This is a genomic window from Alcaligenes sp. RM2 (assembly GCF_052931795.1).
Genome location: NZ_JBRFIO010000001.1, coordinates 1,026,928 through 1,053,842 on the forward strand (window position 1 = coordinate 1,026,928; position 26,915 = coordinate 1,053,842).

At 55.7% G+C, this 26,915-nt stretch carries 26 protein-coding genes and 1 tRNA gene; 16 read left to right on the forward strand and 11 right to left on the reverse strand.

Annotated features, from left to right (window positions below):
* The 5 genes from imuA (at position 1) to ACU6HM_RS04730 (ending at position 6,115) form a co-directional block, all read left to right on the forward strand.
* Complete coding sequence (gene imuA, locus ACU6HM_RS04710; RefSeq protein ID WP_254499278.1) at positions 1 to 738, forward strand: translesion DNA synthesis-associated protein ImuA; 738 nt, start codon at positions 1 to 3, stop codon at positions 736 to 738.
* Positions 695 to 1,978, forward strand: coding sequence for a Y-family DNA polymerase (locus ACU6HM_RS04715; RefSeq protein WP_009454204.1), 1,284 nt, complete (start codon positions 695 to 697; stop codon positions 1,976 to 1,978). Before imuA ends, ACU6HM_RS04715 begins: the two co-directional genes overlap by 44 nt.
* Positions 1,975 to 5,172, forward strand: coding sequence for an error-prone DNA polymerase (locus ACU6HM_RS04720; protein WP_446763394.1), 3,198 nt, complete (start codon positions 1,975 to 1,977; stop codon positions 5,170 to 5,172). The genes ACU6HM_RS04715 and ACU6HM_RS04720 overlap by 4 nt, the downstream gene beginning before the upstream one ends.
* A 65-nt stretch (positions 5,173 to 5,237) precedes the next feature.
* Positions 5,238 to 5,699, forward strand: coding sequence for a GatB/YqeY domain-containing protein (locus tag ACU6HM_RS04725; RefSeq protein WP_009454206.1), 462 nt, complete (start codon positions 5,238 to 5,240; stop codon positions 5,697 to 5,699).
* Complete coding sequence (locus ACU6HM_RS04730; RefSeq protein ID WP_009454207.1) at positions 5,696 to 6,115, forward strand: PaaI family thioesterase; 420 nt, start codon at positions 5,696 to 5,698, stop codon at positions 6,113 to 6,115. Before ACU6HM_RS04725 ends, ACU6HM_RS04730 begins: the two co-directional genes overlap by 4 nt.
* A gap of 129 nt (positions 6,116 to 6,244) precedes the next feature.
* Here ACU6HM_RS04730 and ACU6HM_RS04735 read toward each other — a convergent pair whose 3' ends face one another.
* Complete coding sequence (locus ACU6HM_RS04735) at positions 6,245 to 7,345, reverse strand: alkene reductase (RefSeq protein WP_009454209.1); 1,101 nt, start codon at positions 7,343 to 7,345, stop codon at positions 6,245 to 6,247.
* 156 nt (positions 7,346 to 7,501) lie between these two features.
* On the opposite strand from ACU6HM_RS04735, the gene ACU6HM_RS04740 reads away from it, so the two are divergent.
* From ACU6HM_RS04740 to ACU6HM_RS04760, 5 genes are all read left to right on the forward strand, one after another.
* Positions 7,502 to 8,155, forward strand: coding sequence for a potassium channel family protein (locus ACU6HM_RS04740; RefSeq protein WP_446763395.1), 654 nt, complete (start codon positions 7,502 to 7,504; stop codon positions 8,153 to 8,155).
* 3 nt (positions 8,156 to 8,158) lie between these two features.
* Positions 8,159 to 9,526: a TrkH family potassium uptake protein gene (locus ACU6HM_RS04745; protein ID WP_250755629.1), complete on the forward strand. Its 1,368-nt coding sequence runs from the start codon at positions 8,159 to 8,161 to the stop codon at positions 9,524 to 9,526.
* A gap of 132 nt (positions 9,527 to 9,658) precedes the next feature.
* A complete protein-coding gene (locus tag ACU6HM_RS04750; protein WP_223254031.1) occupies positions 9,659 to 9,859 on the forward strand; it encodes a hypothetical protein in 201 nt (66 codons plus the stop codon).
* Between the two features lie 12 nt (positions 9,860 to 9,871).
* Positions 9,872 to 10,546 (forward strand): hypothetical protein, encoded by a 675-nt coding sequence (locus ACU6HM_RS04755; protein ID WP_446763396.1) that lies wholly within the window; start codon positions 9,872 to 9,874, stop codon positions 10,544 to 10,546.
* 154 nt (positions 10,547 to 10,700) lie between these two features.
* Positions 10,701 to 11,642: a formylglycine-generating enzyme family protein gene (locus ACU6HM_RS04760; protein ID WP_250755627.1), complete on the forward strand. Its 942-nt coding sequence runs from the start codon at positions 10,701 to 10,703 to the stop codon at positions 11,640 to 11,642.
* Here the strand turns inward: ACU6HM_RS04760 and ACU6HM_RS04765 are convergent.
* The 3 genes from ACU6HM_RS04765 to ACU6HM_RS04775 are packed head-to-tail and all read right to left on the reverse strand — an operon-like array spanning position 11,639 to position 14,482.
* Positions 11,639 to 12,253, reverse strand: a complete 615-nt coding sequence (locus ACU6HM_RS04765) for a helix-turn-helix domain-containing protein (RefSeq protein WP_035273216.1) — start codon at positions 12,251 to 12,253, stop codon at positions 11,639 to 11,641. The genes ACU6HM_RS04760 and ACU6HM_RS04765 overlap by 4 nt on opposite strands.
* A complete protein-coding gene (locus ACU6HM_RS04770) occupies positions 12,243 to 13,316 on the reverse strand; it encodes a YkvI family membrane protein (protein WP_250755625.1) in 1,074 nt (357 codons plus the stop codon). Before ACU6HM_RS04770 ends, ACU6HM_RS04765 begins: the two co-directional genes overlap by 11 nt.
* Positions 13,317 to 13,351: 35 nt before the next feature.
* Positions 13,352 to 14,482, reverse strand: coding sequence for an NAD(P)/FAD-dependent oxidoreductase (locus ACU6HM_RS04775; protein WP_446763397.1), 1,131 nt, complete (start codon positions 14,480 to 14,482; stop codon positions 13,352 to 13,354).
* A 105-nt stretch (positions 14,483 to 14,587) separates the two neighbouring features.
* On the opposite strand from ACU6HM_RS04775, the gene ACU6HM_RS04780 reads away from it, so the two are divergent.
* Entirely contained in the window at positions 14,588 to 14,866 is a 279-nt protein-coding gene (locus ACU6HM_RS04780) for a D-serine dehydratase (RefSeq protein ID WP_336974477.1), read from the forward strand.
* A gap of 69 nt (positions 14,867 to 14,935) precedes the next feature.
* On the opposite strand, the gene ACU6HM_RS04785 is transcribed toward ACU6HM_RS04780, so the two are convergent.
* Entirely contained in the window at positions 14,936 to 15,853 is a 918-nt protein-coding gene (locus ACU6HM_RS04785; protein WP_446763398.1) for a cupin domain-containing protein, read from the reverse strand.
* Positions 15,854 to 15,952: 99 nt separating this feature from the next.
* On the opposite strand from ACU6HM_RS04785, the gene ACU6HM_RS04790 reads away from it, so the two are divergent.
* From ACU6HM_RS04790 to ACU6HM_RS04805, 4 genes are all read left to right on the forward strand, one after another.
* A complete protein-coding gene (locus ACU6HM_RS04790; protein ID WP_446763399.1) occupies positions 15,953 to 16,948 on the forward strand; it encodes a zinc-dependent alcohol dehydrogenase family protein in 996 nt (331 codons plus the stop codon).
* Positions 16,949 to 17,012: 64 nt separating this feature from the next.
* Positions 17,013 to 17,441 (forward strand): DUF2946 family protein, encoded by a 429-nt coding sequence (locus tag ACU6HM_RS04795; RefSeq protein ID WP_446763400.1) that lies wholly within the window; start codon positions 17,013 to 17,015, stop codon positions 17,439 to 17,441.
* A 62-nt stretch (positions 17,442 to 17,503) separates the two neighbouring features.
* Positions 17,504 to 19,651 (forward strand): TonB-dependent receptor family protein, encoded by a 2,148-nt coding sequence (locus ACU6HM_RS04800; protein ID WP_446763401.1) that lies wholly within the window; start codon positions 17,504 to 17,506, stop codon positions 19,649 to 19,651.
* Positions 19,652 to 19,820: 169 nt separating this feature from the next.
* A complete protein-coding gene (locus ACU6HM_RS04805) occupies positions 19,821 to 20,297 on the forward strand; it encodes a copper uptake system-associated protein (RefSeq protein ID WP_009454240.1) in 477 nt (158 codons plus the stop codon).
* Between the two features lie 99 nt (positions 20,298 to 20,396).
* On the opposite strand, the gene ACU6HM_RS04810 is transcribed toward ACU6HM_RS04805, so the two are convergent.
* Entirely contained in the window at positions 20,397 to 20,681 is a 285-nt protein-coding gene (locus ACU6HM_RS04810; protein WP_009454242.1) for a hypothetical protein, read from the reverse strand.
* Positions 20,682 to 20,922: 241 nt separating this feature from the next.
* Here ACU6HM_RS04810 and ACU6HM_RS04815 point away from each other — a divergent pair, with 241 nt between their 5' ends.
* Complete coding sequence (locus ACU6HM_RS04815) at positions 20,923 to 22,233, forward strand: ParB/Srx family N-terminal domain-containing protein (RefSeq protein WP_446763402.1); 1,311 nt, start codon at positions 20,923 to 20,925, stop codon at positions 22,231 to 22,233.
* A gap of 102 nt (positions 22,234 to 22,335) precedes the next feature.
* On the opposite strand, the gene ACU6HM_RS04820 is transcribed toward ACU6HM_RS04815, so the two are convergent.
* The 5 genes from ACU6HM_RS04820 to ACU6HM_RS04840 all read right to left on the reverse strand — a co-directional run bounded on the left by ACU6HM_RS04820 (position 22,336) and on the right by ACU6HM_RS04840 (position 26,883).
* Positions 22,336 to 22,734 (reverse strand): GNAT family N-acetyltransferase, encoded by a 399-nt coding sequence (locus ACU6HM_RS04820; protein WP_446763403.1) that lies wholly within the window; start codon positions 22,732 to 22,734, stop codon positions 22,336 to 22,338.
* Between the two features lie 199 nt (positions 22,735 to 22,933).
* A tRNA-Pro gene (locus ACU6HM_RS04825) sits at positions 22,934 to 23,010 on the reverse strand.
* A 213-nt stretch (positions 23,011 to 23,223) separates the two neighbouring features.
* On the reverse strand, positions 23,224 to 24,756 hold the full coding sequence (locus ACU6HM_RS04830) for a M81 family metallopeptidase (protein ID WP_446763404.1): 1,533 nt from the start codon (positions 24,754 to 24,756) through the stop codon (positions 23,224 to 23,226).
* Between the two features lie 19 nt (positions 24,757 to 24,775).
* Positions 24,776 to 25,957, reverse strand: coding sequence for a YgeY family selenium metabolism-linked hydrolase (locus tag ACU6HM_RS04835; RefSeq protein ID WP_446763405.1), 1,182 nt, complete (start codon positions 25,955 to 25,957; stop codon positions 24,776 to 24,778).
* Positions 25,948 to 26,883: an N-carbamoyl-D-amino-acid hydrolase gene (locus ACU6HM_RS04840; RefSeq protein ID WP_035273239.1), complete on the reverse strand. Its 936-nt coding sequence runs from the start codon at positions 26,881 to 26,883 to the stop codon at positions 25,948 to 25,950. Before ACU6HM_RS04840 ends, ACU6HM_RS04835 begins: the two co-directional genes overlap by 10 nt.
* Positions 26,884 to 26,915 lie beyond the last annotated feature (32 nt).

Consider the following 26,915-nt stretch of genomic DNA (forward strand, 5'->3'; position numbering starts at 1 on the left):
ATGGCAAGCGCACTTCGTTCCCTTTTAGATCTTCACCCTTCCCTTTGGACAGGCAAGCATTATGCGCATGCCGCAGGCACTTGCCTGCCCAGCGGGTTTGCCGCCCTGGATGACGAACTGCCAGGAGGCGGCTGGCCTGTGGGCAGTCTGATCGAACTGCATGCACAGCAAGACAGCAGTGCCTTGTCCTTGTTGTTGCCAGCCTTGAATACGCTGCAGGCAGAGCGCTTGCGTGTTTTAGTCGCCCCGCCCTATCAACCCATGCAACAACTGTGGCGTGGTACTCCTGTTACGAACGAGCAAAACAGCTCATCAGAAAACGCCTTGCCCGCCCGCATGCTCTGGATACGCAGCCAGCACCTGAACGATACCTTGTGGGCCAGTGCCCAGGCCTTGCGTCACGGCCACTGTGCGGCTGTGCTGAGCTGGCTGCCTGCCCATGTGCCTTTAGCGGCCTTGCGTCAACTACAGCTATTAGCCAGCCATAGCGACAGCCTGTTTTTTTGTTTACGTCCGGCGCACAGTCAGACCAACAGCCCCGCCCTTTTGCGTCTTGAACTTCAGACTCGCCAAGACCAGCAGGGGCAGCCCTGGCTGGATGTTCATATCCGCAAACGACGGGGGCCTCCGTGCAAGGACAGCATTGCGTTGGCCCCTCACCACACCCTGATGCCGCCAGCGGCCATTCCGTCTCATGTACCTGTGCCTGCGACTGCCCCAGAGCCTGCTTACGCCTGAGGCCAGCCCAAAACAGCAGAACGGTATTCAAGCCGTTCTGCTGCGCTACAGCCCCCAGCTGGCACAGGTTCAAGCCGATTTATGGGTACTGAATATCAGTGCCAGCATCCGGCTGTTTGGTGGTTTGCGCCGTCTGTACCAACAGGTCCGGGCTGACTTGCAAGCCCTTATTCCCGAGCCCTGCCTGGCCCTGGCACCCACTGCCCGTGCGGCCTGCTTGCTGGCTTTATCCGGACGCAAGCAGCGTCGTTGTGCACGACGTTTGCAGGCCTGTCTGAACTCGCTTCCCATCCACTTATTGGCTCCGCCTGCCGACCAGCTGCAATGGTTGCATAGTCTGGGCTGCCATACCCTGGGCCAGTTGCACCAACTCCCCCGCGATGGCCTATCCCAGCGCGGGCTGCGTGCCCTGCTGTTGCAGTTGGACCAAGCCTACGGCACACAAAGCTGGGCGCTGGAATGGGTGCATGCCGCCCCGCAATTTACAGACAAGCTGGAAATGGATACACCATCCAATAACAAACCCACCGTCTTGCGGGCCGTAAATCGCCTATTGATCAAGCTGGAGGCCTGGTTGAATCAGTACCAGTTGGCTTGTGGACGTCTGGAACTAGTACTACGCACAGAAAGATACAAGGACTACCCCACGACCACCCGCCTGGAGTTGCAAATGGCCCGGTCCTGCTGGCGTAGCCAGGACTTTTTGCCCGTATGGCAAGAACAGTTCCAGCAACTGCAATTACAGGCGGCCGTACAGAGCATGGTGCTGCAGGCACAGCAACTACACCCGCGCCAAACTCATGCCAGCAGCCTGTTTCCCGATGCGCGTCATTGGCAAGAGCAGGATCAACAACTGTTGGAGCGCTTGCAGGCCAGGCTGGGGGCTGAACAGATTTTGACACCTGCCGCCCAAGCCAGCTATTTGCCTGAACAGGCGAATCAATGGCTCCCCTTGTCCCGCAGCCAGCCCCCCGATGCGGACCGTCCGGCTTTGCAACGTCCATGCTGGATGCTGGACCCGGCTCAGCCTTTACAACACGATCAGCAATCCCCGCTTCTGGATCAGCAGCGCTTGCGCCTGGTTCAAGGCCCGGAGCGGGTACAGACAGGCTGGTGGAGCGGCACCGGGCATCAGCAGCGAGACTACTTTATTGCCCTGTGTCCGCAGGGACGCTTGTATTGGGTTTATCGGGACTTGAGCCAGGAGCATGCCTGGTATCTGCACGGAGTCTTTGGATGAAACCCCATATAGACCTGCTGTATTCCGAACTGGACTGCCTGTCCAATTACAGCTTCTTGAATGGCGCGTCCCACCCCGAAGAGCTGATCAGCCGCGCTGCCGAATTGGGCTACAAAGCGCTGGCCTTATGCGATTACGCCTCCATGGCCGGTGTGGTGCGCGCTTATGCGCAGGCCAAGTTGCATCCGGAAATCCGCCTGTTGGTTGGAAGTCGGTTCCGCTTTACGGGGGGTTGGGACAATCAGCGCCCACAAGTCGCCAAGGCTGAGACAAGAACCTGCAACGGCACTCAGACCCATGAGCTGCTGATTCTGCCGCGCAACAAGGAAGGCTACGGCAATCTCTGTCAATTCATCTCGCACCTGCACCAATCACTGGACTTGAAGCAGGAAGCCTCGATTGACTGGTCTTTTTTGCAACAAGCCCGCCAAGGTTCCCAACAACAGGTTCTGCCAGACTGTCTTGTCATCTACAAGCCGGCCTATGGCTTGGATAGCGAGCACATCCGTCTTCAAACACAGCATTTGCTGGACCTGTTTGCAGGCCGACTGTTTTTAGGCATCAGTCTGCATAGGCGCGATCAGGACATGCAGCATTTGCGCGCCGTCAGGCTGGCAGCGCAGGCATGTGGATTACGCTGTGCCGCGTTGGGTGGTGTCCATATGCACGTGCGCTCTCGCCAGCCTTTGCACGATACTTTGGCAGCCATACGCCTGAAAACACCTGTGCAAGAATGCGGCTGGTCCCTGGCCAGCAATGCAGAACATCACTTACGCAGTCGTTTCCAACTGGCCAATCTTTACCCGGCCGAACTGCGTGAGACCACCGATCACATCCAGGAGCTATGCCAGTTTTGTTTAAGTGAAATCAAGTACGAGTACCCGGTCGAGATTGTCCCGCCCGGTCTCAGTGGCATTGAGTATCTGCGACAGGAAACCGAGCGTGGCGCGCAAAAGCGCTACCCCAAAGGGATTAGCGACAGCTTGCGCACGCGCCTGGAAGAGGAACTCAGCCTGATTGCAGACCTTCAATACGAGTCCTACTTTCTGACTTTGCATGACATCGTCAGTTACGCGCGCAGTCAGGGGATTTTGTGCCAGGGCCGAGGCTCTGCCGCCAACTCGGCCGTGTGCTACTGCCTGGGCATTACTGAAGTTGATCCTGCCAGCAGCCATACCTTGTTTGCGCGCTTCATCAGCCGCGCACGGGCTGAACCGCCCGATATTGATGTGGACTTCGAGCACCAGCGTCGCGAAGAGGTTATTCAATACATTTACCGCAAATATGGCCGGCAACGAGCGGCCTTAACAGCGGTGATCACCACCTATAGACGCCGCAGCGCCTTGCGGGACACCGGCAAGGCGCTAAGCATTCCTTCCGCCTTGATCGAGGCCTTGATTCAATGCGACCGTGCCTGGCTTAAAGACAGCCACATTCAGGATGAAGTCCTGGCACGCTTTCCCGAATGCCCGCCAGAGCAAGCGCATCAATGGTTGTCCTTGACCCGCCAGTTGATGGGCTTTCCACGTCACCTGTCCCAGCACCCTGGCGGTTTTGTAATTTCACAAACACCCTTGCACAGGCTGGTGCCGATTCAGAACGCCGCCATGCCAGGGCGCAGCGTTGTGCAATGGGACAAGGATGATCTGGATGTGCTGGGTTTGCTGAAAGTCGATATTCTGGCCTTAGGTATGTTGAGCGCCTTGCGTCGCTGCCTGGACAGTATCAGCCAGCAAAAAGGCAAACCATTCCGCTTGCAGGACATCCCTTTGCAAAGCGCCAAAACCTTTCGGATGATACGGCGCGCTGACACCATAGGCGTGTTCCAGATCGAGTCCCGCGCCCAGATGAGCATGTTGCCGCGCCTGCGTCCCCAATGCTTTTACGACTTGGTGGTGCAAGTGGCCATTGTGCGCCCCGGCCCCATTCAAGGGGGCATGGTGCATCCTTATCTGGAACGCCGTCGCGACCACAGCAAAGTCGACTACCCCGCTCCCGAAATCCGCCATGTGCTGGAACGCACCCTGGGCGTGCCTATTTTTCAGGAGCAGGCCATGGAACTGGCCATGGAGGCGGCGGGTTTCTCGGCTGACAAAGCGGACGCCTTGCGGCGGGCCATGGCGGCCTGGCGTCGTCGTGGTGGTTTGGGCTCTTTTGAACAGGAGTTGCTGGATGGTATGGCTGCCAAAAAATATTCTCCAGAATTTGCCAAGCGCCTGTTCGATCAGATCAGCGGTTTTGGGGAATACGGTTTTCCGGAAAGTCACTCGGCCAGCTTCGCCAAACTGGCCTGGTTCAGCGCCTATCTGAAAGCACGTTACCCGGAGCACTTTCTGGCGGCCTTGCTGAACTCTCAACCCATGGGTTTTTACGGCCCCAGCCAATTGGTCCAGGATGCACGCCGTCACGGCGTTCAGGTCTTGCCTGTTGATGTGCAATACAGCCTGTATGACAGCCACGTGTGTTCCGAGCTTGGCGGCCCGCCTCAGGTACGTCTGGGCCTGCACATGGTCAAAGGCTTGAGCGAACAAGGCGCACAAGCCATCGTAAGTTACCGGCAAAGCCACCCGGAACGTACGCTGAATCTGGCCTGCTTGCGCCAGGAGCTGGCTCTGTCAGCCCACGATCAGCAAGCGCTGGCCCAGGCCCATGCTTTACGCAGTGCTTATAGCCAACGCCGCCACAGTGTTTGGGACGCCCGACGCCCCAGTCAGGCAGGATTGCTTAGTCATGCTGAAACGCCGGAGCACACCCCGAATTTGCCACGAGCCAGTGTGGGACTGGAAGTGTTAAGTGATTATCAGGCCGTGGGCTTGAGCCTGAATCGTCACCCCCTGTCCTTGCTACGCACACAGTTGTCCCCCTTGCGATTCTCCACCGCAGAACAACTCAACCAAGCTTGCCCGGATAGGCGGCTGGCACGAGCCTGCGGGCTGGTGACCACCCGCCAACGCCCCGGCACCGCCAAAGGCACCGTATTTGTAACGCTGGAAGATGAAACCGGCAGTGTCAATGTCATCGTGCGTGAAGAGTTGGCGCAGGCGCAATCTCAGGCCTTGCTTCAATCTCGCCTGCTGGGTGTCTATGGTGTCTGGCAACGGGATGGAAGCGTTTGCCATTTAATTGCCCGCCGTCTGGTATCCATGAATCACCTGATTGGTGATCTGGTCGCACGCAGCCGGGATTTTCAATAATCGGATTTTTCCCTACCCCCGCCCTGCGTTAAACTAGGGCTTTGCCCGTTCAACCAGGAACCACCATGAGTCAAACACTCAAAACCCGTTTAGCTGAAGATATCAAAACGGCGATGCGCGCTCGCGATAGCGGACGCCTGGAGACCTTGCGTTTTCTGCAAGCCGCGATCAAACAACGCGAAGTGGACGAACGTACCGAGCTGGGCGATGCTGAAGTAAGCAGCATCATTGAAAAACAAGTCAAGCAACGCCGCGAATCCATCCAGGCTTTTGAATCTGCTGGCCGTACCGAAAGCGCCGAGAAAGAAAAATCCGAATTGCTGATTCTGCAGGAATACCTGCCACAGCAAGCCGATAGCGCCGAAATTGATGCGACCATTGCCGATGCGATTACCCAGGCTCAGGCTGACGGCGCTCAAGGCCCCGCATTGATGGGCAAGGTCATGGGTCTGGTGAAAGCCAAACTGGCTGGCCGTGCCGATATGTCCCAGGTTTCCGCTCAAGTGAAGCAAAAGCTGAACCCATGAAGCATTTGCAGGCCGAACTGGCGCAGCCCAAACAGGACTTTTTCGGCACACATATCCCCCTGATGCAGCACCTGGGCCTGCAAACCGTGAGCAGCACCGAGCAGGAAGTGATTACTTTTCTGCCCTGGCAAGCCTGTAATGCCAACTCCCGTGCCGATGTGCACGGGGGCACCTTGATGGCGATTCTGGATTTCACCCTTAGCGCCGCCGCACGGGCACAACGTCCTGGCTCAGGGATGGCCACCATAGACATGAACTCGCAGTTTCTACTGCCTGCTCGTGGCGATGTCTGGTTCAAGGCCCAATGCCTGTATCTGGAAGGCGATACCGCTTACTGCGAAGGTGGCGGGTATGACGAGAAGGAACGCTTGCTGGTTAAAGCGGCAGCCACTTTTCGAGTGGTGCGCGGTAGCTGAACACCAGGTGCAATACACCTTGGAAAGTGGCACGCTGCCCCAAACTGCTACCGATCTACAATAAAGCCCATTAAAAAAGCCCGTATCAAACGGGCTTTTTTATTTCCACCTACTTAATCACAGGCAAGCTTAATGCGCCTGCAAATCCTCACCCACAGGCTGATCCCATTCCGGGTTGGATTTCAAAAATGGATAATCCGTATAGCCTTTAGGCCCCTGGGTGTAAAACGAATCCCGATCCCAGCCATTCAAGGGCGCACGCAACTGCAAACGCAAGGGCAAGTCCGGATTGGACAAAAAAGCCTTACCGAACGACACGGCGTCTGCCATGCCTTTGGATAAAGTGGTCTGTGCTGTCGGCAAATCGAAATGTTCATTAGCGATAATCGCACCACCAAACTGGCATTTGATCATGGGCAACAAGCTGTCCGAAGCCGGGCTTTCACGCAGGAACAAAAAGGCAATATCACGGCGATCCAGTTCGCAAGCCACGTACGAGAACAAACGGGCCGGATCGGAATCCTTCATGCCATGCAAGCCACCACGTGGGGACAAATGCACACCGACTCGGCCAGCGCCCCAAATGGCGACACAGGCGTCCACAATCTCCAACAGGAAACGAGCCCGGTTTTCAATCGAGCCACCGTAAGCATCCGTGCGGGTATTGGAGCCATCATGCAGGAACTGGTCGATCAGGTAGCCATTGGCACCGTGTATCTCCACCCCATCAAAGCCGGCGCTCAGCGCGTTTTGAGCGGCAACGGCAAAGTCGTCCACAATATCGGCAATTTCTTCACTGCGCAGGGCACGCGGCACTACAAAAGGACGTTCCGGGCTTAAATGACTGACCATGCCCTCACAGGCAATTGCGCTGGGCGCAACCGGCATTTGGCCATTCAGAAACTCCGGATCAGACACACGCCCCACATGCCACAACTGCAAGACAATACGGCCACCCTTGGCATGGACGGCTTCGGTAATCGTGCGCCACGCATCTACCTGTGCACTACTCCAGATGCCCGGCGTGTGGGCATAGCCCACACCTTGCGGCGATACCGAAGTGGCTTCGGCTACAATCAGCCCCGCGCTGGCCCGCTGGCAATAGTACATACGCATCAAATCATTGGGCATACGGCCCTCCGAGGCGCGTGCGCGTGTCATGGGCGCCATGATGATGCGGTTCATGAGTTCAATATCACCCAGTTTGATTGGATCAAACAAACTAACCATTGTTTTACACTGTCCACTATTGATGTTTCCGCCAGGGCTTGAACGACACGCGCCCAAGGGAATACCCGATAAGGGTTTTTACCAGATATGTCTTTATACCATCAACGCTTAATTTGGCTTGAAATTGTTTCAAGCATCAAACGGATCAAATAAGCTATGGCACAGTTCGCCGTCATAGGATTAGGCCGCTTCGGTTCGGCCTGCGCCCTGGAACTCATGAAAATGGGCCACTCCGTACTGGGAGTGGATACCAATCCGAAATTGGTCAACAAGTATGCGGACCAATTAAACCGTGCCGTCATTGCCGATGTCACTGACCGCCAGGCTCTGGAAGAGCTGGGGCTGGACAATTATGACGTAGTTCTGGTTGCGATTGGGGCTGATATTGAATCCTGCCTGGTTTGCGTGGTTCACCTGAAAAGTTTTGGTGTTCCGACAATCTGGGCCAAAGCCATTTCCCATACCCAGCACTTGATTCTGGCCAAGATTGGTGTGAACCGGATTATTCACCCCGAAGAAGAAATGGGCATACGAGTCGCCCAAATGCTCAGCTACCCCATGGTCAACGACTACATCAGCCTGGGCAATGGTGATTACGTCGTCGAAGTCACGGCCAGCGACAATATGAATGGCCAGACCATCAAGGACGTGCTGCGCGAGCAAATGAACGATGTTCAGGTCCTGCTGGTCAAACGTCGTGGCCAAACCACCATCCAGCCCGATGCTGATTTTGCCCTGCATGCCAAGGATCTGCTGATCCTGCTTGGACAGCTGCAAGCACTTCGTACCGCCGCCCCCAAATTGGTCTGATGTATGCGCAACTGGCTGCCCAATAGTCTGACTCGCCGTCTTGAGGTCAATCCTCATACCCGCACCCTGAGCGCCAGCCCGCCACTGGTGCTGGCGCTGGGTTTTATGGCCCTGATTATTCTGGGCGCGATTTTGCTGAGCCTGCCACAAGCAGCTACGCCCCGGCTGGGGATTTTTCAGGCGCTGTTCATGGCTACCTCGGCCGTCACTGTCACGGGCCTGGCGGTCATTGATCCGGCAACAGACTTGACGCACTTTGGGCAAATTGTGCTGGCGCTGCTCGTGCAAATTGGCGGTATGGGCTTTGTGACCTTTGCCGTGATTGCGGCCATCACCATGCACAAACGCATCAGTGTCAACCAGCAGGCACTGGCACTGGAGGCTTTTAATCAAACCAGCGTGTCCCGCATCCGCAGTACAGCCTTTCAAGTGTTCAAGATTGCTGCCCTGATTGAGCTGATCGCCGCCGCCATTCTGTTTCTGCGATGGACCATTGATTTACCGTGGACCACAGCCCTTTATCGCGCCTTGTTCCATGCGGTCACGGCTTTCAATAATGCGGGCTTCTCGCTATTTCATGACTCCTTGATCCCCATTTCCGGGGATTTCGTGTCAGTCATGACTTTATCCGGCCTGATTATTTTGGGCGGGATTGGCTTTACCGTACTGGCCGACGTAGGCCAGAAAAAACGCTGGCAAACACTTTTGCCGTACACAAAGCTGATCCTGATCGGAACACTCATCCTGAACCTGATTGGTTTTTTCAGTCTCTGGGCGCTGGAATTCACGAATCCAAATACGTTGGGCATGCTGGGCCTGGGCGATCAGGCGCTGGCCGCCTGGATGCAGAATGCGGCCACCCGTACCGCGGGTTTTACCACCATGGACATTGCCAGCCTGCGCGACAGCACTCAGTTGACCCTGATTGTGCTGATGCTGATTGGTGGCGGCTCGCTCAGTACGGCCAGCGGTATCAAAATCGGCACCTTGATTGTCTTGCTGGCGGCGGTACGCTCCTACATCCGTCAACGCGAAGAAGTGGTCTTGATGGAACGCAGCGTGGCTCCAGAAACCGTACAGAAAGCCCTGGCCCTTTTCCTGATTACCGGCGCACTGTACTTCATCAGCGTCTTGCTGCTGACCTTGTTTGAGGACATGCCCATTACCAGCCTGCTGTTTGAAGCCGCGTCGGCCTTGAGTACCACCGGCATGAGTCACGGCATTACCCACAAGCTGTCCACGCCTAGCCAGATCCTGATCATGGTGCTGATGTTTGCAGGCCGACTCGGGCCTCTAACCTTGATTTACTCGCTGGCCACACGCAAACGCAGCCGTATTCGCTACCCGGAAGGCAACTTCCAAGTGGGCTAGACCTGTCGCTAAACCACAGATATACAAGAAGTTTTAAGAAAAACGACTATTGTCACCGAATTTTGGTATGGTTAATGGATGTAAACATCGAACAACTACTGATCAGGATGCAGGCTTATGGATCACAGGAAGATGGCTACTTTAACCAAGCGCGCTGGCACCGGGCTTAGCGCGCTTTGCCGGGAACTGACCAGCCGTGGGATTAGCTACCACCCGCTGGTCGAAATGTATCAAAGTCAAATGGCCGTTATTGGTTTGCTCAGTGACGAAGTTGTCGCCCTGCGCAAAGAGCTGGACGATCTAAAAAAAGTAGTTAAGAAAAACGGCTCATGAGCCGTTTATTTTTTGCCTGCGATTAAGGCCCCCATTCCCCTGCCTACACCTCTTGAAGCGGCCCTGTTCACATCCATGACTGTCACCCTGCCCCGTTTTTGGCTGTGCGCCGCTTTAGCCTTGTGTTCTGCCACTGCCTACAGTCAAAACGATCGGGTTCTGTCTACACAAAATCAGCCTGGCTCCCTTCCCGGCATTGCGCCTATCCCGCCTGCGGCCCCCGTTCTGAACTACGGGACGACCTTGTTCACGCCCGACTATCAGGGTGTGCGCCTGCATACTTACCTGGATGAATGGCAGCGTCAGACTCAGCTGGACTCCGGGGAACTGGCAACTCCGGCGCGTCAGGACAATCTGTTTATCGTCTTGCACTACCGCTACACCAACACCAGCCCTCGTCCTCTGAATCCGCAGATCCATCGGCCACGCCTGTTTCTGGTTGACCCTTCAGGCCAGAAAGTAGCGCCCAATCAGCGAGCGACACAGGACTATCGCTACGCTCATGATCTGGACACGGTTGGCCCTGACAAAATCAACCCCTTGGTGAGCGTTTCGGATGTCGCAGTCTTTGAGATCAGCCCAGCCTTGTTTGATGCCACTCGCTGGCACTTTATGATCCAGGAAGGCCAGGCTATCCGCATTCCTTTGACGGTTGTCCCTGAAAAACCGTCTAAAAACGCTGAATAAACATAATAGACGCCCCCTCCATACCAATAAATCATTAAACTCTGCGCTCAGACAGACCCGTCTTATAAACAGGCATGGAATAATACGGGGCCATATAAGCGAAATTAATCGACAAAGCTCTCAGCTCACATGCGGTGAGAGCAAGGAAACAAGATTGCGTCATACCCCCTTTCGGATCAGCGCCACCCTCATCGTTGCCAGCGTCCTGCTCCTGCTGGTGCTGAGATCACTACCCACGCGCCCCGAACCCGGTCCTGAACTGATCCAGGTAGAAGGCGGCTCTTTTATGGCCGGCAATTTTCAGGTTCCCATGCGTAACTCCGACGGTGAGTTGTCCGTGCAATGGGTGGCGCAGCCGGATCAGGGGGCTCTGGAGCCCTACCCGGTAGAGGTCAACGCCTTTTCCATCATGAAAAAAGAGGCAACTAACGCCTTGTATGATCGCTTCTTGAAGCAAACCAAGCGCCCTGCGCGCTGGCAGCCGGTAAAAGGCGATGGCGAACAAGTCGCCAATATGCCCTACGACGAAGCGGAAGCCTTTTGCGCCTGGTTAGGAAAAAACACCGGCCTGGACATGCGCCTGCCTACAGAGGCTGAATGGGAATACGCGGCCCGCAGCCGTGGCCAGCCCTTTCCCTGGGCAACCGACAACGGCCAGTGGCAGGCAGGCCGCAACGTGCCTGAGCAAGGCAATGAAGCAGACAAAAACAAGACGGGCGCCTTCCCACCCAATCCGCTGGGCATTCAGGATATGGCCAATGGCCTGCATGAATGGGTGATCTCAGACCCGACCCGGGATCCAGCCCACGTACGGATTTTCAAAGGCGGCAGCAATGAGGGAGCCAGCTCACGCCACACCATCCCCACACGCGGCATTGTCTTTCCCTTGTCGGAAGCGGCTATTGACGCCAAGCCCGAACTGGCTCGTCTGAAAGGCCGCCCAGTAGGCACGGTGTATTTCCAGCACGCCACCGCGCGTTGTGTGGCCCCCTTGAAAACCAACGGCACGCCACCCGTATCGGCCACGCAAAACACCATCCTGCCAACGATTTTTGATGATGTAACGGACAAGCGCAAACCAAGCGACGAACCTTAAACAATCCCCGGCGGCAAGCCGCTGGTACAGACAGCCACAACCTTGGCGTCGTCTTCGCTGGTGGATAAATAGATATGTCCGATACCGCTGTCAAAATATGCTGACTCGTGGGCTTCCAGAAACAGGGTTTCGCCAGTTTCAAACTGAATGGCAATAGAGCCTGACAGCACGATCACAAACTCCTGCCCAGCGTGACGGATATAGTCGTCAAACTCGCTGGCATCGCGTGAATCAATCACGGCCAGAATCGGATTCATGTGCTTGCCGCTGAGCTCGCCAAACAACAGGCCGTATTCATAGTTGCGGGTGGCATAGCCAGGGGTGGCCGTAGATTTATGGCTGGAAATGCCCACTTCGGTGGTGGGCAATGGCTGCGCAGTTTCCTGATCGGGAACGGCAAACAAAGAACCGACTTCAATATTCAGGGCACGGGCCAGGACCACAAACTTTTCATAGCTTAAAGTGACCTGCCCCAACTCTGCTTTGGAAATAGTGGACAGCGCCAAGCCGGTTTTTTCAGACAACTGCTTGAGTGTCTGTTTTTGATTATGTCGGGCTTGGCGCAGGCGGGTTCCTACCTGTTCCTTGCTGAGCAGTTCATTACGTAGCATTCCTGGATTGTAAGCGGCGCAAACGGAACCAGGCAATCAGAATCCAGGCCATCAAAACAAAGCCCAGGTAGCCGAAAAACGGGTATACCGTGCCCACCAGATTGATGAAACCAATCTTGGCGCCCACCAGTCCCAGCACCCCGGCGATAGCCGTACCGATATTGAATTTACGGGTATTGGGCGTAAAAATCCGGGCCGAGAAGGAATACAGCACACCCACCGAGGTTGTCAGAATCATGGCGAAAATCACCACGGACATAATGGTTCCCAGCAGTTTGGACTGTTCAGTAGCCAGCATCAGCATGGGCAAGGCCGCCGAGCCAATCGTATCGATACGGCCAAACACACCGGCGCTGATCAGCACAATCAAAAAGCCCAGCAACAAGCCACCTACCAGTCCACCGAGCAAGGCATTGCGCCGAGAAGTCGCTTGCGCACCGGCAATCATCAGGAACGGCGCCCCCACCACCATGTTGTAGGACACGTACAGTAAAGAGCCGACCAGCCAATGCCCCGCACCTTGTGGTTTAGTCTGCGCAATCACATCCAGTTCTTCCAATGGCAAATCCCGCGTATTCCAGCTGTAAATACACAGGAAAATCATCATCAGAACCAGGATGGGCGTGATGCTGCCAATAAAGGCCATCACCCGATCCACGCGCAAGAACACAATCAGCACGGTAATCAGCATGACGGCGATACTGCCGTATTGCGCCGGCACGCCCCATTGCTGCTCCATCAGCGAGCCGCCACCAGCGAACATCACCACGGCAATGGCATACATGAAGAAGGTAATCATGATGTCGACCACCACACCCAGACGTGGCCCACAAATCAGATACAAACCCTCTTTGAAGGAATGCGATACCGAAACCTGGCTAAGCTCCCCCACCGCCATGCCCAGTATCGTGAAGCACAGACCACTGACCACCCCTCCCAGCAGCCCCCAATACCCAAAGCTGCTGAAAAACTGCAATATCTCTTGTCCTGATGCAAAGCCGGCCCCCACCACCACACCGACAAAGGCCATCGCAATGCCCAGGATATTTTTTATATTCGACATGCTTTCTCCTCCGGGAGATCAAAGTGCTGCTGTTTTTATGTTCTGAAACGAGCGGGTGACACCACAGCCGGATCAATATTCAAGGCCTTCAAAGAATCGGGCAGATCCTGCTTTTGCAACAAACTGGCCGCCAGCAAGGACGCGCCTGCGGCGGTCTGAATCCCATAGCCACCTTGACCGGCCAGCCAGAAAAAGCCGGGGCAGTTTGCATCCTGACCAATCACCAGCTCGCCATCAGGAGCAAAACTGCGCAGCCCCGCCCAAGTGTGGCTGGGACGACGGATACGGAGCTGAGTGCGCTCTTCAATACGGTAAATACCGGTGGCCACATCCAGCTCTTCAGCCACGACATCATGGGCATCCACGTCGTCGGCATTGGCAGGTGAACCCAGCAACATGCCAGCATCGGGCTTGAAGTAAAACTCTTCGCCAATATCAATGACGGCAGGCCAGTCACGATGATCCACACCTTCGGGGGGCGAAAACAGGAAGGCGGAACGACGTTTGGGTTGAATGCCCAAGGCCTGCACGCCACAGCGTTCTGCCAAGGTATCAGCCCAGGCACCCGCCGCATTGACCAGCACACGAGTGCGCAAACTTGCAGGCTCGGCGTTGAGCTGAACTTCCCAACATTCGCCATCCCACTTGGCCGACACCACTTCCGTATGCAGACGCAGTTTCACACCCTTAGCTTGTGCACCTTTCAGAAACCCTTGGTGCAAGGCATGTACATCCATGTCCTGACCCTGACCGTCATACAAGGCACCGGCCAATTGCGCAGGGTCCAGACAGGGCACCATGGCCAAGGCTTCTTCGGCACTCAAGCGGCTCACATCCAGACCTTGTTCATGCCAATCCTGATACTGGCTGTCCAGCAAATCCTGCTGATCGGCGGTCCCCACATACAGCACACCGCGCGGCAGCAAAATTGGCTGATCGCTAAAGCCCGCGGGTGGATGGCTGAAAAAATCATTGCCCGCAACAGTCAAGGCACGAATCGTTTCCGTACCGTAGGTTTCAACAAACATCGCGGCCGAGCGTCCCGTGGAGTGATACGCAGCATGGGACTCTCTTTCCAGAACCAGCACTTGGGCACTTTCGGGCAAACGGTAGGCCAAAGACACGCCTGCCATCCCGGCTCCAACAATTACGTAGTCGTACACCATAAAATTCTCATATCCGATAATTGAGGGCTAATAGTAGGTCTTTCCAAGAAAAACATCCAAGAGGGTTTTTACTAGGCGGACACTTCGGGCTTCGTGGGCAAAGCCATGCAGCGTCTGATCGACGGCTATTACACCGTCACGGACGAAGAGTTATACCGTTTGATGGTCATTGCCTATGAGCAGGACAAGGTCAAACTGGAACCCTCCGCCCTGGCTGGCGTGCCCGGCATGGCGCGGGTATTGAACTCGCCTGAATATCTGCAGCGTATGGGTTTTATGCATGTTCAGCTGGAGAACGCTACCCACCTGGTTTGGGGAACGGGCGGTAGCATGGTGCCGGAGGCGGAGTTTCAAACCTATCTGGATAAGGGGCGCAGCCTGTAAGCGGAAACTGACAGAACAGGCTCTCAGGCAAGGCTGCGCCTGTTCAATCTTCTGACGTAGGGCCGGACATCAAACTCCGGCTCTTTGCCTCTGCCGCCACACACCGGGCGAGACTCCTTCCAAACGGCTAAAAGCACGGCTCAGGCTGGACTCATTGTCATACCCCACCTGCGCGGCAATTTGCCCTATCGTCTGCGAACCGGCTGCCAACAAAAGCTTGGCTTTATAGATACGCCAAGCCGTCAGATACGCCAAGGGAGCTTGCCCGACAGCCGCCTTGAACAAAGCAGAAAAGGTGGACCGGGACAGCCCGATCAGTGCGCCCATTTCCTCCACCGACCACGGATGCGCAATCTGCTGATGCACAGCTTGCAAGACCGGGGCCATTCGGGGGTCTCGAATACCCGCCAACAGCCCTGCCCCCAAGGTGGCACAGTGCGATAAAGCCCGCAGCACCTGAATGAACATCACATCAACCAGGCGGGCGTTAATCAGCTGAGTTCCGTAATCCCGGCTTTGCGCTTCGGTTTGCAGCACATGCAGGATGCTTTTTATGGCGACAGCATCTTCCGCCCTCAAGCGAGTGTGTACCAAGGGGCCAAGCGCACTGAACAGGGGTTCGGCAGCCAACTTGTTGAAAGCAAAGCGGGCCGTCACGATTTCAGTCAAGGCTCCATCGCCCCCATGGACGATCGGCTCAGCATGCGGATACCGAGCCAAAGTCTCACAGGAAACCAGCGGACTTTCCTTGCCGTCACACAGCGAGAATTGCACCCCTGGTTGAACAAGCATGCAGGTGTCCGCTTCCAGCCGCACGGGATCGGCCCGCTGCTCTCCCTTCAAATAACAAGCCCCTTTTCTGACAATCAACAGCCGCGCATACTCGCCGGTGTCAAAGCTGACGCCCCAAGGCGCACGCAGTTGGAAGCACGCATACAAAGCATGCTGCAAACGCATGCCATCCAGAATTTCATCAAAGGGGTTCATGACTATCAGACGATAAGACAGGAAAATCGGATTTTTAACTATAGATCGTCTGAAGTCTCAGGCCTAGCATGCTCCATGCAAGTATCAACAGGAGCATGCATGGACACCTACCGTTTTACACAATATGGCAGTTTGGACTACCTGACACGAGGTCAGGAACCGCTTCCCGAACCCGGCCCCGGACAAGTGCGGGTTCAAGTCATGGCCTCGTCCTTGAACTTCAGAGACCTGTTGGTCATGAAAGATACATTGCGCTATCCCACTACGCCAGGGGCTGTACCACTGTCAGATGCAGCAGGAATCATTGATGCCCTTGGCCCCGGCGTGCAGCGCTTCAAGTTGGGCGACCGTGTCATCAACAGTTTTTTCCCGAACTGGTTCGGTGGCCCAGCCTACGCAGGCCGGGAACAATATGGTGTTGAGCATGACGGCTGGCTGACTCAATACAAAGTCGTGTCGGCAGAGGCCTTGTCGCCTATGCCCTCCCATCTGAGTTTTGAAGAGGCAGCAACCCTGCCTTGCGCAGCCTTGACGGCCTGGTCCGCACTGGCCGGTATTAATGCAGGCGATACAGTGCTGACACAAGGAGCAGGTGGCGTGTCCATTTTTGCCATTCAATTGGCCAAGGCAATGGGAGCCTGCGTCATCTCCAGCACTTCTTCAGACAATAAGTTCGACAAGCTGCTGCAGTTAGGGGCTGACAAGGTTTTCAACTACAAAGACACGCCAGAATGGTCCGAGTTTGTACGAGACTACACACATGGCGAAGGCGCAAATCGTATTGTCGATGTCGGTGGTCCGGTGACAATTGCGCAATCCATCAAAGCGATTGCTGTAGGTGGGCAAGTGTCCTTGATCGGCTCCTTGGGAAAATCCGTGCAATCGCTGGATGTCATGGATCTGGTCTTTAGTCAGGCCAACTACAAAGCCATTGGTGTAGGTAGTCGCAGTGATCTGGAAGCCATGAATCGAGTCATTAGCCAGCACCGGATCCATCCGGTGATCGACCGGGTCTTCGATTTCAAAAACGCTCATGAAGCCTACCGCTATCTGCAACAGCGCGATCGCTTTGGAAAAATCGTGATCCATCACTAATAACGGAGTCCGGGCATCAGATAAATCAAAGCTAATTGAGAAGCAGTTGTAATACAATCGCGCCATGTCTGTCCAACGGAACTGCTCTCTCGTTAAAGATGGCATAGCCTGGCAAGTTCTTTTTTGCCTGGCGATCCTGTCATTTCTGAGCCGTTCGCTGGTCCCGGCAGGCTACATGCCCGGTAGCTTGGGTGAACAGAATGGCTTCTTTTCCGTCACGCTTTGTGTCCCCGGAGGAACGCCCAGCACGATCTGGATGAGCCTGACAGGACAGGCCGATCCGCCGCAATCCAATGAACACGCGGATATGCAGAAGTGCCCTTACGCACTGGTTCTGTCCCAAGTAGCCCTGCCCAGCGCTGATATGGCAAGCCTGGATGCCCCGGTGATTCGCCAGCCTTTGTTGCTAGTACACCGTAATCAGAGCTTGCCACCCCTGCCTGCCTTGGGGCCACCGCTAGGGTCACGCGCTCCACCTGTCAACCTTGCTTGATCTCTCGTCGTCGACTGCCGTATGTGCAGTCGCTTTTCAGCGAAGTCATTCAAGGTTTTTTTATGTCCATTTTTTGTGTTTCTGCACAGGCATGCGCCGTGCAGACCGCCCCTTTTTCGCCCTCTCGTCACTCGGCACAAACATCACCACGCACACGAAGCAGCGTCCTGGCTCTGACCTTGCTGTTTTCCAGCTCCTGGACCAGCCTTGCTCATGCACAGACGCCAACACTGGCTCCCGTCATCGTCACTCCAGAGCGTGGTAAAAGTCTGACCGTTCCAGACCTGCAAAGCGCTCAAAAAACCATTGAACAAACCGCGGGCGGCGTGGCTTTGGTGTCCGAGAGCGCCTGGCGTGATACCAAAGCCGCCGCCATCAAAGACATCCTGGACTACACACCGGGGGTGTTTGCACAGCCCAAATGGGGAGATGATGCACGTCTGTCCATACGTGGCTCGGGCCTGTCGCGGTATTACCATCTGCGCGGCATCAGCTTATACCAGGATGGCATTCCATTAAATGACCCGGACGGCAGCAGCAATTTTCATCGCATCGACCCTACAGCCTACCGCTATACCGAGGTCTATAAAGGCGCCAATGCCTTGCAGTACGGAGCCGCTACTTTAGGTGGGGCTATCAACTTCTTCACCCCCACCGGCCATGATGCCGGCGCCTTTCAAGGGCGTCTGGATACCGGTAGCTTTGGCTGGCGGCGCGTGCAACTTGGCAGCGGTTTTGCGGGCGAGAAACTGGATGGCGTGATTTCCGGCTCCTGGCAAACCCAGGATGGGTATAGGGAACAAAGTGCTGGCCATTCCTCGCGGGCCAGCGCAAACCTGGCTTGGCAGCTTTCAGACCGGGCAGAAACCCGTTTTTACCTGAGCGGCTATCAAATTCATCAGGATATTCCCGGCTCGGTCAGCCGCGATCAGGCTCTGAATAATCCACGGCAAGCTGCCAAAGCAAATAAAGAGCACGATTGGCAGCTCAACCTGGACGGAGGCCGCATTGCCAACCGCACAGTGCTGCTCATGGGAGAGACCCAATATGAACTGGGTGGCTGGTTCGAGCAAAGCTCGCTACGGCACCCCATTTATCAATTTATTGATAGGGACACAAACAGCTACGGCGCTTACGGCAGGCTGATCAACACCAGCCCGCTGGCAGGCAGAGACAACCGCTTCACGCTAGGCTTGACTTGGTCGGCAGGCAAGATTGATGCTCAAAACTCTGTAAACGCAGGAGGCAAACGGCAGGAGAAACTGTCTGCCAGCAAAGACAGGGACAGCAATCTGAGCGCCTATGCCGAGAACGCCTGGAGTCTTGGTTCGGACTTATCTCTGATTACCGGCCTGCAATACATGCACGCCCAACGCAAGCGTCAGGATCTGTATAACGGCGGCCTGCCCGCCACCCGGTCCGGGGACAAAAGCTACAACCTCTTCAATCCCAAATTAGGCCTGTTATGGGATGCAGGTTCGCAGTGGCAAATCTACGGAAATATTTCCCGCAGCGCCGAGCCGCCAACTTTTGACGATATGACGTTCTCGACCCGCAATGACCTGGATCGTCTGCAAGCTCAACGTGCCACCACCTTCGAAATAGGCACCCGGGGGGAAAACGGAAACGTGGCCTGGGACGTCTCCCTGTACCATGCCCGCGTCAAAAACGAGCTGCAATGCATCAGCGCGCCTTGGAACATTTGCGACAAAACCGTCAACGCAGATCGTACAACCCATCAAGGCATAGAACTGGGTGTGCAGTGGACGGCCGCTCGTGGCTTGTTGGTACAAGGTCTGCAAAGTGACAGCCTGGACATTAAAGGCGCCTACACCTACAGCAACTTCAAATTCGACAATGATCGGGACTGGAACAACAATCAAATGCCCGGCGTACCCAAGCATTATCTGCGGGCAGAGATTATCTACAAACACCCGTCGGGCTTTCACATTGGCCCCAATGTGGAATGGGTGCCCCAGGCTTACTACGTGGATAACGCCAATACCACCAAGACCAGCTCCTATGCCTTGCTTGGCTTGCGAGCCGGATGGGAACGCGGCCCCTACTCCTTCTATATAGATGGCCGCAATCTGACAGATCGTCGATACATCGCCAGCGCCAGCATTACCGACTATGCCACAGCCTCCTCGCCCTTGTTCGAGCCGGGCACAGGGAGATCGGTCTTTGCCGGTGTGCAGATCCAGTATTAATTCCACTTTTTTTATCTTGCTAAGGGGTTTGTCATGCCCGTCAAATCGCCACTATCACGCTTTATATGCCAGATCACTGCCTCTTGGCTGCCAACAAGTCAGCTGAGCACTCTGCTTGGGGCGACAGCCCCACCCTGTCTTTTATTAGCTTGAGAAACAAGGAGTTTTTATGAAAACCGCTTCACAACATCGCCAGACCTTCAAAGTGGCACTCCATGGGCTTTTCTTCGCCATGGCTTTATTCATCTTGTTCGCTATGTTCACGGGCATGGCTCACGCTGCACCATCAGAGGCCGATCGCATCTCCCAAGCCATGAAGGCGATTTGGGACAGCCCCGAAGCCCCTCTTGTGGTGGAGCCTATCGTAATCGAGGGTGACTACGCCCTGGCGGGTTGGACGCAACTGACACGTGGTGGTCGTGCGCTATTAAAGAGTCGTCATGGGGAATGGAATGTTCATATGTGTGGTGGCGATGGCTTGAACGATGTCGAGACTCTAACCATGGCAGGCATGAGCGCTGAAGCGGCAGAACGCCTGGTCAAGAACACTAGCGCAGCAGAAGCCAAACTGCCCGCCGAAGTGACCGCCAAATTCTCCACCTTTGGAGACAATATGGTGGTGGATCACAACCATCAACCCGACTAATCCAGGAAGGAGAACCCGCTGCGCAAGGACTGAGTCAACAAGGAATCAGTGCACCGGGCCGGGCCGCCGGGCCGCCGGGCCGCCGGATCGCAACTTGCCCTACTCAGTCTGAGTGTGGTCATGCCCGCACTGTCCACACTTCTTGCGCGGAAAGGGCGAATAACTGGTGAACAAGCTCTGGCTACCCATGAACGGCGACAAACCGCACTTTGGGCAAGTAAAAACGGTCATGGCTACCAAGCCCTGGCCCAGAATATAAAAGCCAAAGACTAAAAACCCGAAGGTCCCCAACACACGGTCGAACACAGGCAGCCCAAAATACAAGGCGACCAGGAGCAAGATATTGAACAAGGTGAACAGCCAGGCTTTTTTGTAGAGCGACATTAATGACCTTTTAAAACCAGCTCCCACAGCCAGGAAGTGATTTAGCGATTTAATTCAAGCGTGGACAGTTTACGGGATTCAGTCCGCATGGGAGAGGACTGAGCAAGCTGGTCACAATTTCGCCCCGGCCGTGACAAGCGGGCAGCTATCCCGCACAAGCGATGAATGTTTCTGAATGCAATGTTGCGGCAATACCCATCCATCATGATCTAGGATCTTCCAACAAAATCCCCAACAGACCATGAACCTCGCTTCTTTGCACTCTCTTGTCCCCGCCCGACAACAGCTTCTGCGTGCCCTGGGTATTGCCCTGTTGCCCTTGGCCTTGGCAGCCTGCGACAGCGGCTCCAGCACAGGCGGCAGCCACTCCCCCGAAGCCCCCGTCGTGACGCCACCCGTCACTGAAGACCCGGAACCACCTCGCAACACCGCCTATCTGGACAGCAAGGCAGGCGATGTCATCAAGGTCCGCATCGAAGAACTGCATCCCACCCAAGCGGCCATTGGCTACGATCAGGTTTACTACAAGCTGGGACGCTGGCAAGGCGATCTGGATCGGCCCACTTGGGCTAAGGACCCCAAACAGCAACTGGACTACCTGAATCGCACCATCGGCAAGAAGTTTGACGACTACTGCGAGGATATGGGCGGAACCGAACGTGCTCAAAAATTTCTGACCATCGCTGAGGCTCAAGCTGCCCGCCTGGACCAGCCCACCACCTATCTGTGCAAAGACCCTCTGGGCTCGCAAACAGAAAACCTGAAAACCGTGGTCGTAGGCTGGGACGGCAATCTCTATCTGACCGATGGCCACCACACCTTCTCATCCCTGCGCGAAATCCCGGACGGCGGCCCCAAACTGCCCGTCTGGGTAAAAGTCAGCGCCAACTACAGCGACATCCGCGAAGCGTCCGCCTTCTGGGAGCGCATGAGCAAAGAGAAACTGGTCTGGCTGCGTGATGGTGAAAACCAGGCTATTACTGTCGAGCAACTGCCTACCCGCGTTGGGCTGGCCAGCGAAAAAGAAGCCGGTGGCATGCAGGAAGATCGCTATCGCTCCCTGGTGTATTTCACCCGCGACCTTGCCTATAAAAACGGCAAGCTGCCTGAATACGCAGAGTTTCTGTGGGGCGACTGGCTGCGCCGCCAAGCTTCCGGGGGCCAACTGCCCAAGCTGGACGAATACCAGATGGCCCCACCCGCCACACCGACCCAGATTCTGGCGGTGAGCACCTTGAACAAGACCTTGAAACCCGGTGGTTCAAACGACAGCTACGCGGCTGCCGTGCGCGATGCAGCCTTGAAAATGACGGCTCTGAAAGACACGGATCTGGTCTTTGAAGACCGTGATGCAGCAGCTTTAGGCCGTATCGTCCTGGAACCGGACGCTGCCAGTGACTCCGACACTAAAACAGCGCGCGACACCCTGGAAGAACTGCCACGCAACGACGTCAAATCTGACGGTAGCCCACGGGGTGCAGGAAAGCTGTGGTTTGCAGTGAACTACCGCAATTGCGGCAAGCCTGCGGCGGGGACTTGCTGGGGGTGGTAACAGAAGCAGCACATTCTCATCAGGCAGCTCGGTAAGCCCGCTAAATCCTGCCAAATCGGCACACTAAGCTCGGCCGTAATCACATAGCGTGACTACGGCCAGCTATGGCACGAGCACTCTCAAAAGAGGAAGATAACGCTCCGGGTCTATGCTTGAAGGCGTCTTACCGATAGTATAGGCCCCCATCTTTAGATAAAAACCCTCTGCATTTGGATCGGCATCCAGAGTGAATTGAACAAGACCGAGGTCTCTCGCCTTTTTCAGTAAATCAGCCCATAACAACCGTCCTAAGCCTTGACCAACGCTGTCCGGGTCTATAAACAAAGCATCCAGCTTTTCCTCACCAAGATTGAAAGCATAGAAAGCAAGCAGTTGCCCTTCATGCTCCAGCACATAGACGGGATTGCGCTCAATAAATTGCGCACTGACCGTTAAATCCGCTTTGCAAGCTTGCAAAAAACTTTCTGTATAAGCCCAGTAAGCTTTGGAGCGATACGCCAAACAACTCACAGCCTGATGATCTTGCGGTATTGCCTTTCTAATTAACATTCTTAAGAACCAAACATCTGACAAAACACGCCTGTTGTAACCCACCTCTTGTACAACGACATCACTAACACTGGCCTTGCCATGACACGAGCCCCCCGCAGACAACGCATAAAAAGGCCTACAGCAAAAATGCTGTAGGCCTTTTTAAATTTGGTCGGAACGGAAGGATTTGAACCTTCGACCCCTTGCACCCCATGCAAGTGCGCTACCAGGCTGCGCTACGCCCCGAAAGAATTAAACTATAACCCTGTTCTTCCTTTCTTGCAAGTGTTTTTTAGATTTTTTCTTTCGATTCGAGATTATTGATAGTTAATCCCGGTGCCGATTGAAATCCACACTTGTCTGAACAGGCGGTCTGATTTTCGAAGCTCATTTTACCGAGCTAATCCGCATCAAAACCGTGAAGGCAGGAGTATACCTACTTAGGTAAAAAATGCAAAGCTATTGTGAACAGGCCTGCCCTTCTGATTGCATGATTCGCCATTGAGACAGGCTGGGGCCACCGGGATACAGCAGGCGCTCTGCCGGCAAGCGCTCCCATGGCAGGTCTGTCGTGCGCATGGAAACGCCTCCCGGGGCGGCTCCGACAATGATACGGTCACTGATACAGCCAAAGTCCGCCCTGAAATGTACAGCGCTTTTCAAGACCAGTATCTTCATTTGCTCCGGCTCTATCCCCACAAAACGGAACATGCTTTGATCTGCCATTTGCGACTTGTAGGAGGCCAGAACGATACGCACGCCCTCTATGCGCAAACAGGCACTAGGCCCCAGGTTCATGGCACAGCCTGCGTAATACGGACCGGTGGCGGAGAACTGACCATCGGATACGGACTCGATATAGAAGCGTGCATGCAAGGGCATATCACCGGGAACACCGGATTTACCGCCCAGGGACAGCTCGATGCTTTTACCAACCCCTGCCTGGTGAACCAGAGCAGCGCTTTCCGGATCCACGATCAAGCCTAAAGCCGCATCGGATACCTTGGCTTTCAGCAAGGCACGCAAGAGCCCACAGGTATCGGAGCTGGCACCGCCTCCGGGGTTATCGTGCGCATCGGCAATAATCACCGGGCCTTTGCCGGGATGACTCAGCGCCCATTGCACAGCTTCGTCCGGTTCGTACAGCTTGCCTTGGAAGCCTTGGGCTTTATCAAGCACCTCGTCCAGAAAGCCTGCTAAACGGCTATCGGCTTCTTCCTGCGTCTGCGCATAGGCCCACAAAACCGCTCCGCATTCGGGTACGTCAGCAGCAGGAAAGCCCATGGCGAAGGACACGCTCCCCTCGCCTTCTATTTCTTCCAGCGATGACAAGTGACGGTACAGGCTGGCAGCCGGTTCCATCTCGGTGCTTTGCCAGATCGCCGGGATCAGGAAGGGCAGTCGATGCCAGGCCAATTCCGGGCGACGACCGCTTTGCAGACATCGCATCAGCGCCTGAAAAGTACGCTCACCCGTTTGCGCCATATCCACATGCGGGTAAGTTTTGTACGCCACCAGCATATCGGCCTGCGCCAGCATGGTGTCGCTGACATTGGCGTGCAAGTCCAGACTGGCGACCACCGGCACGTCCGGCCCCACCATCTCGCGCACCAGAACCAGCAAATGCCCTTCCCCATCGTCCCGATGCTCGGCCACCATGGCGCCGTGCAAGTCCAGATACACCGCATCCACGGGCAGAACTTGCTCCAGGCGGTACAGAATCTCCGCCACGATCGCCTCATACGTCATGGCTTCGACGGGAGCGGAAGGACTGGCCGCGGCCCACAATAGCGGGACGCACTCGACCCCGGCTTGTGAGGCGGCAGCCATAAACCCGGCTGCCGGGATGTTGGCACCACGCAAGGCAGGTTCAATCGCCTCTGCCCGGCACATTCCCGGCCAGCCGCCCCCATGCTCAAAGTCCGCCATCGTTGCCATGGCCGGGCCAAAGGTATTGGTCTCATGCTGAAAACCCGCTACTGCAATACGCATCACTTGTCTCCGATTGCTATTACGCTTGTCCCGCCAGTTGAAGGCAAAGCTGTTCGTAAATGTCCTTGGCCCCCAGAACATCATCGATAGCCACCGACTCATCCGCCGTATGCGCCTGTGCTTCCTCGCCCGGTCCCAGACCGATGGTCGGAATGCCACGCCGCCCCGCAGACTCGGAGCCATTGGTGCAAAACCACCAGGTATCCATTTCCACCACACGCCCAGCTTGCTGGACGGCTTGCACCATGGCTTGCGCCAAAGGAGCCGACTCATCCAATCGCCAGGCGGGCAAGTCCCGCCCCGGACTGGCCTGCTGACCTGTATAGGTTTGTACCTGACTGTCCACCAGTTCCAGCGAAAAGCCCTCCACCCCTGCGGCTTGCAAGCATTGCTCCATTTGCTTGAGCACCGATTCACTGCTTTCTCCCACCAGGGTGCGACGATCAAAACGGACGGTAACGGAAGAAGGAATCAGCGAAATGGACGGATGCGGGTCAGAAATAATGTCGGTCGGCACCAGCAAAGCCTGCCCCACCTGCGCATCCTGCGGCAATTCCAGCGTCTGTAGGGCCGAAATCGCCCTGGCTGCGGCCTGAATCGGATTAACTCCCAGGTGCGGCAAGGCTGCATGGGCAGGACGGCCTTGCAGACGCAACAGGATCTCCTGCCGCCCTTTCTGACCCACCATGATGCGCAAACGTGATGGCTCACAAATCACCACGGCGGCTGGCGTGCATTGTTCCAGAGCGTGAGACAAGGCATAGCCTTCGATCACCTCCTCCATCACGCTGGCAGACACGGCAATACGCTGTTTCAAGGCGCCGTAACGAGCCGCTGCCGCCGCGCCACACAGAGCAGCGGCCAAGCCTGCCTTCATATCACTGGTGCCGCGCCCATACATGCGACCGTCCTTGATCTGCGCTCCAAAAGGCTCCACCGTCCAGGTTCCAGCAATAGGGACCACATCCATATGAGCATCGAATAACAGCGCCAGCGGGGCCTGGGCCGGGCCCACAAAGCCCAGCACCGAACCTTTTTCATCAACACTGATTTGATCAAAGCCCAAGTCCCGCATGACTTGCTGCACAAAGTCCGCCATGGCCTGTTCCTGCCCGGACAGGCTGGGAATGCGCACAAAGGCCTGTGTCAGGCTGACCACGTCCCAGGCCAGATCCATTTGCTTGTGTTCGCTCACGCCCATGGCACTACCGCTCCACGTTGCGAGCTGATCAAACCATAAGCCTCTGGTCGACGATGACGCTCAAAGTTGAAGGTCGTGCTTTTGTAGGAATGGCACAGATCCAGATCGCAGCGGGCAATGGCCAGCTCGTCACCCTTGGTCGAGCAAGCCGCAACAATCTCCCCAGACGGCGCAATGATGGCGCTGCCGCCAATCATCTCGATGCCCTCTTCGCTACCCGCCTTGGCCACGCCCACCACCCAGGTGCCGTTCTGATAGGCCCCGGCCTGCATCACCAGATGGTTGTGGAACATGGACAGATCGTCGTGCTCCGGGGCGGGCGGGTTGTGAACCGGCGTGTTGTAGCCCAGCATGACCATTTCCACGCCCTTCAAACCCATGACGCGGTAGGTTTCTGACCAGCGGCGGTCGTTGCACAAAGCCATGCCCATCACGCCCCCAAAGGCCGACCACACACCGAACTCGTGGCCGGGTTCAAAGTAATATTTCTCCAGATGCTGGAAAGCACGCCAGGGCTCGTCCTGGCCGTGACCGGGCAAATGCACCTTGCGATACTTGCCCACAATCGTGCCGGTTTTATCGACCAGAATGGATACGTTAAAACGACGCTTTACGCCGTTTTCAATGACCAGCTCGGCATAGCCCAGGTAGAAACCTATCTGCAATTTGGCAGCGGCATCAAACAAGGGCTGGGTGTCCGGCCCCGGCATCTGGGTTTCGTAAAAACAATCAAAATCGGAAATATCCTCGCTGAACCAGCGCGGGAAAAACGTGGTCAGTGCCAGCTCGGGAAACACCACCACATCAACATCCATTCTCTTGGCCTGATGCAAATGGGCCAGCAAGCGGTCAACCACCTGCTTCTTGGTTTCGTTGCGCGCGATAGGACCCAGTTGGGCCGCAGCTACATTGACAAACCTGGACATGAAATATGAACTCCATCAACAATTAAGATCCG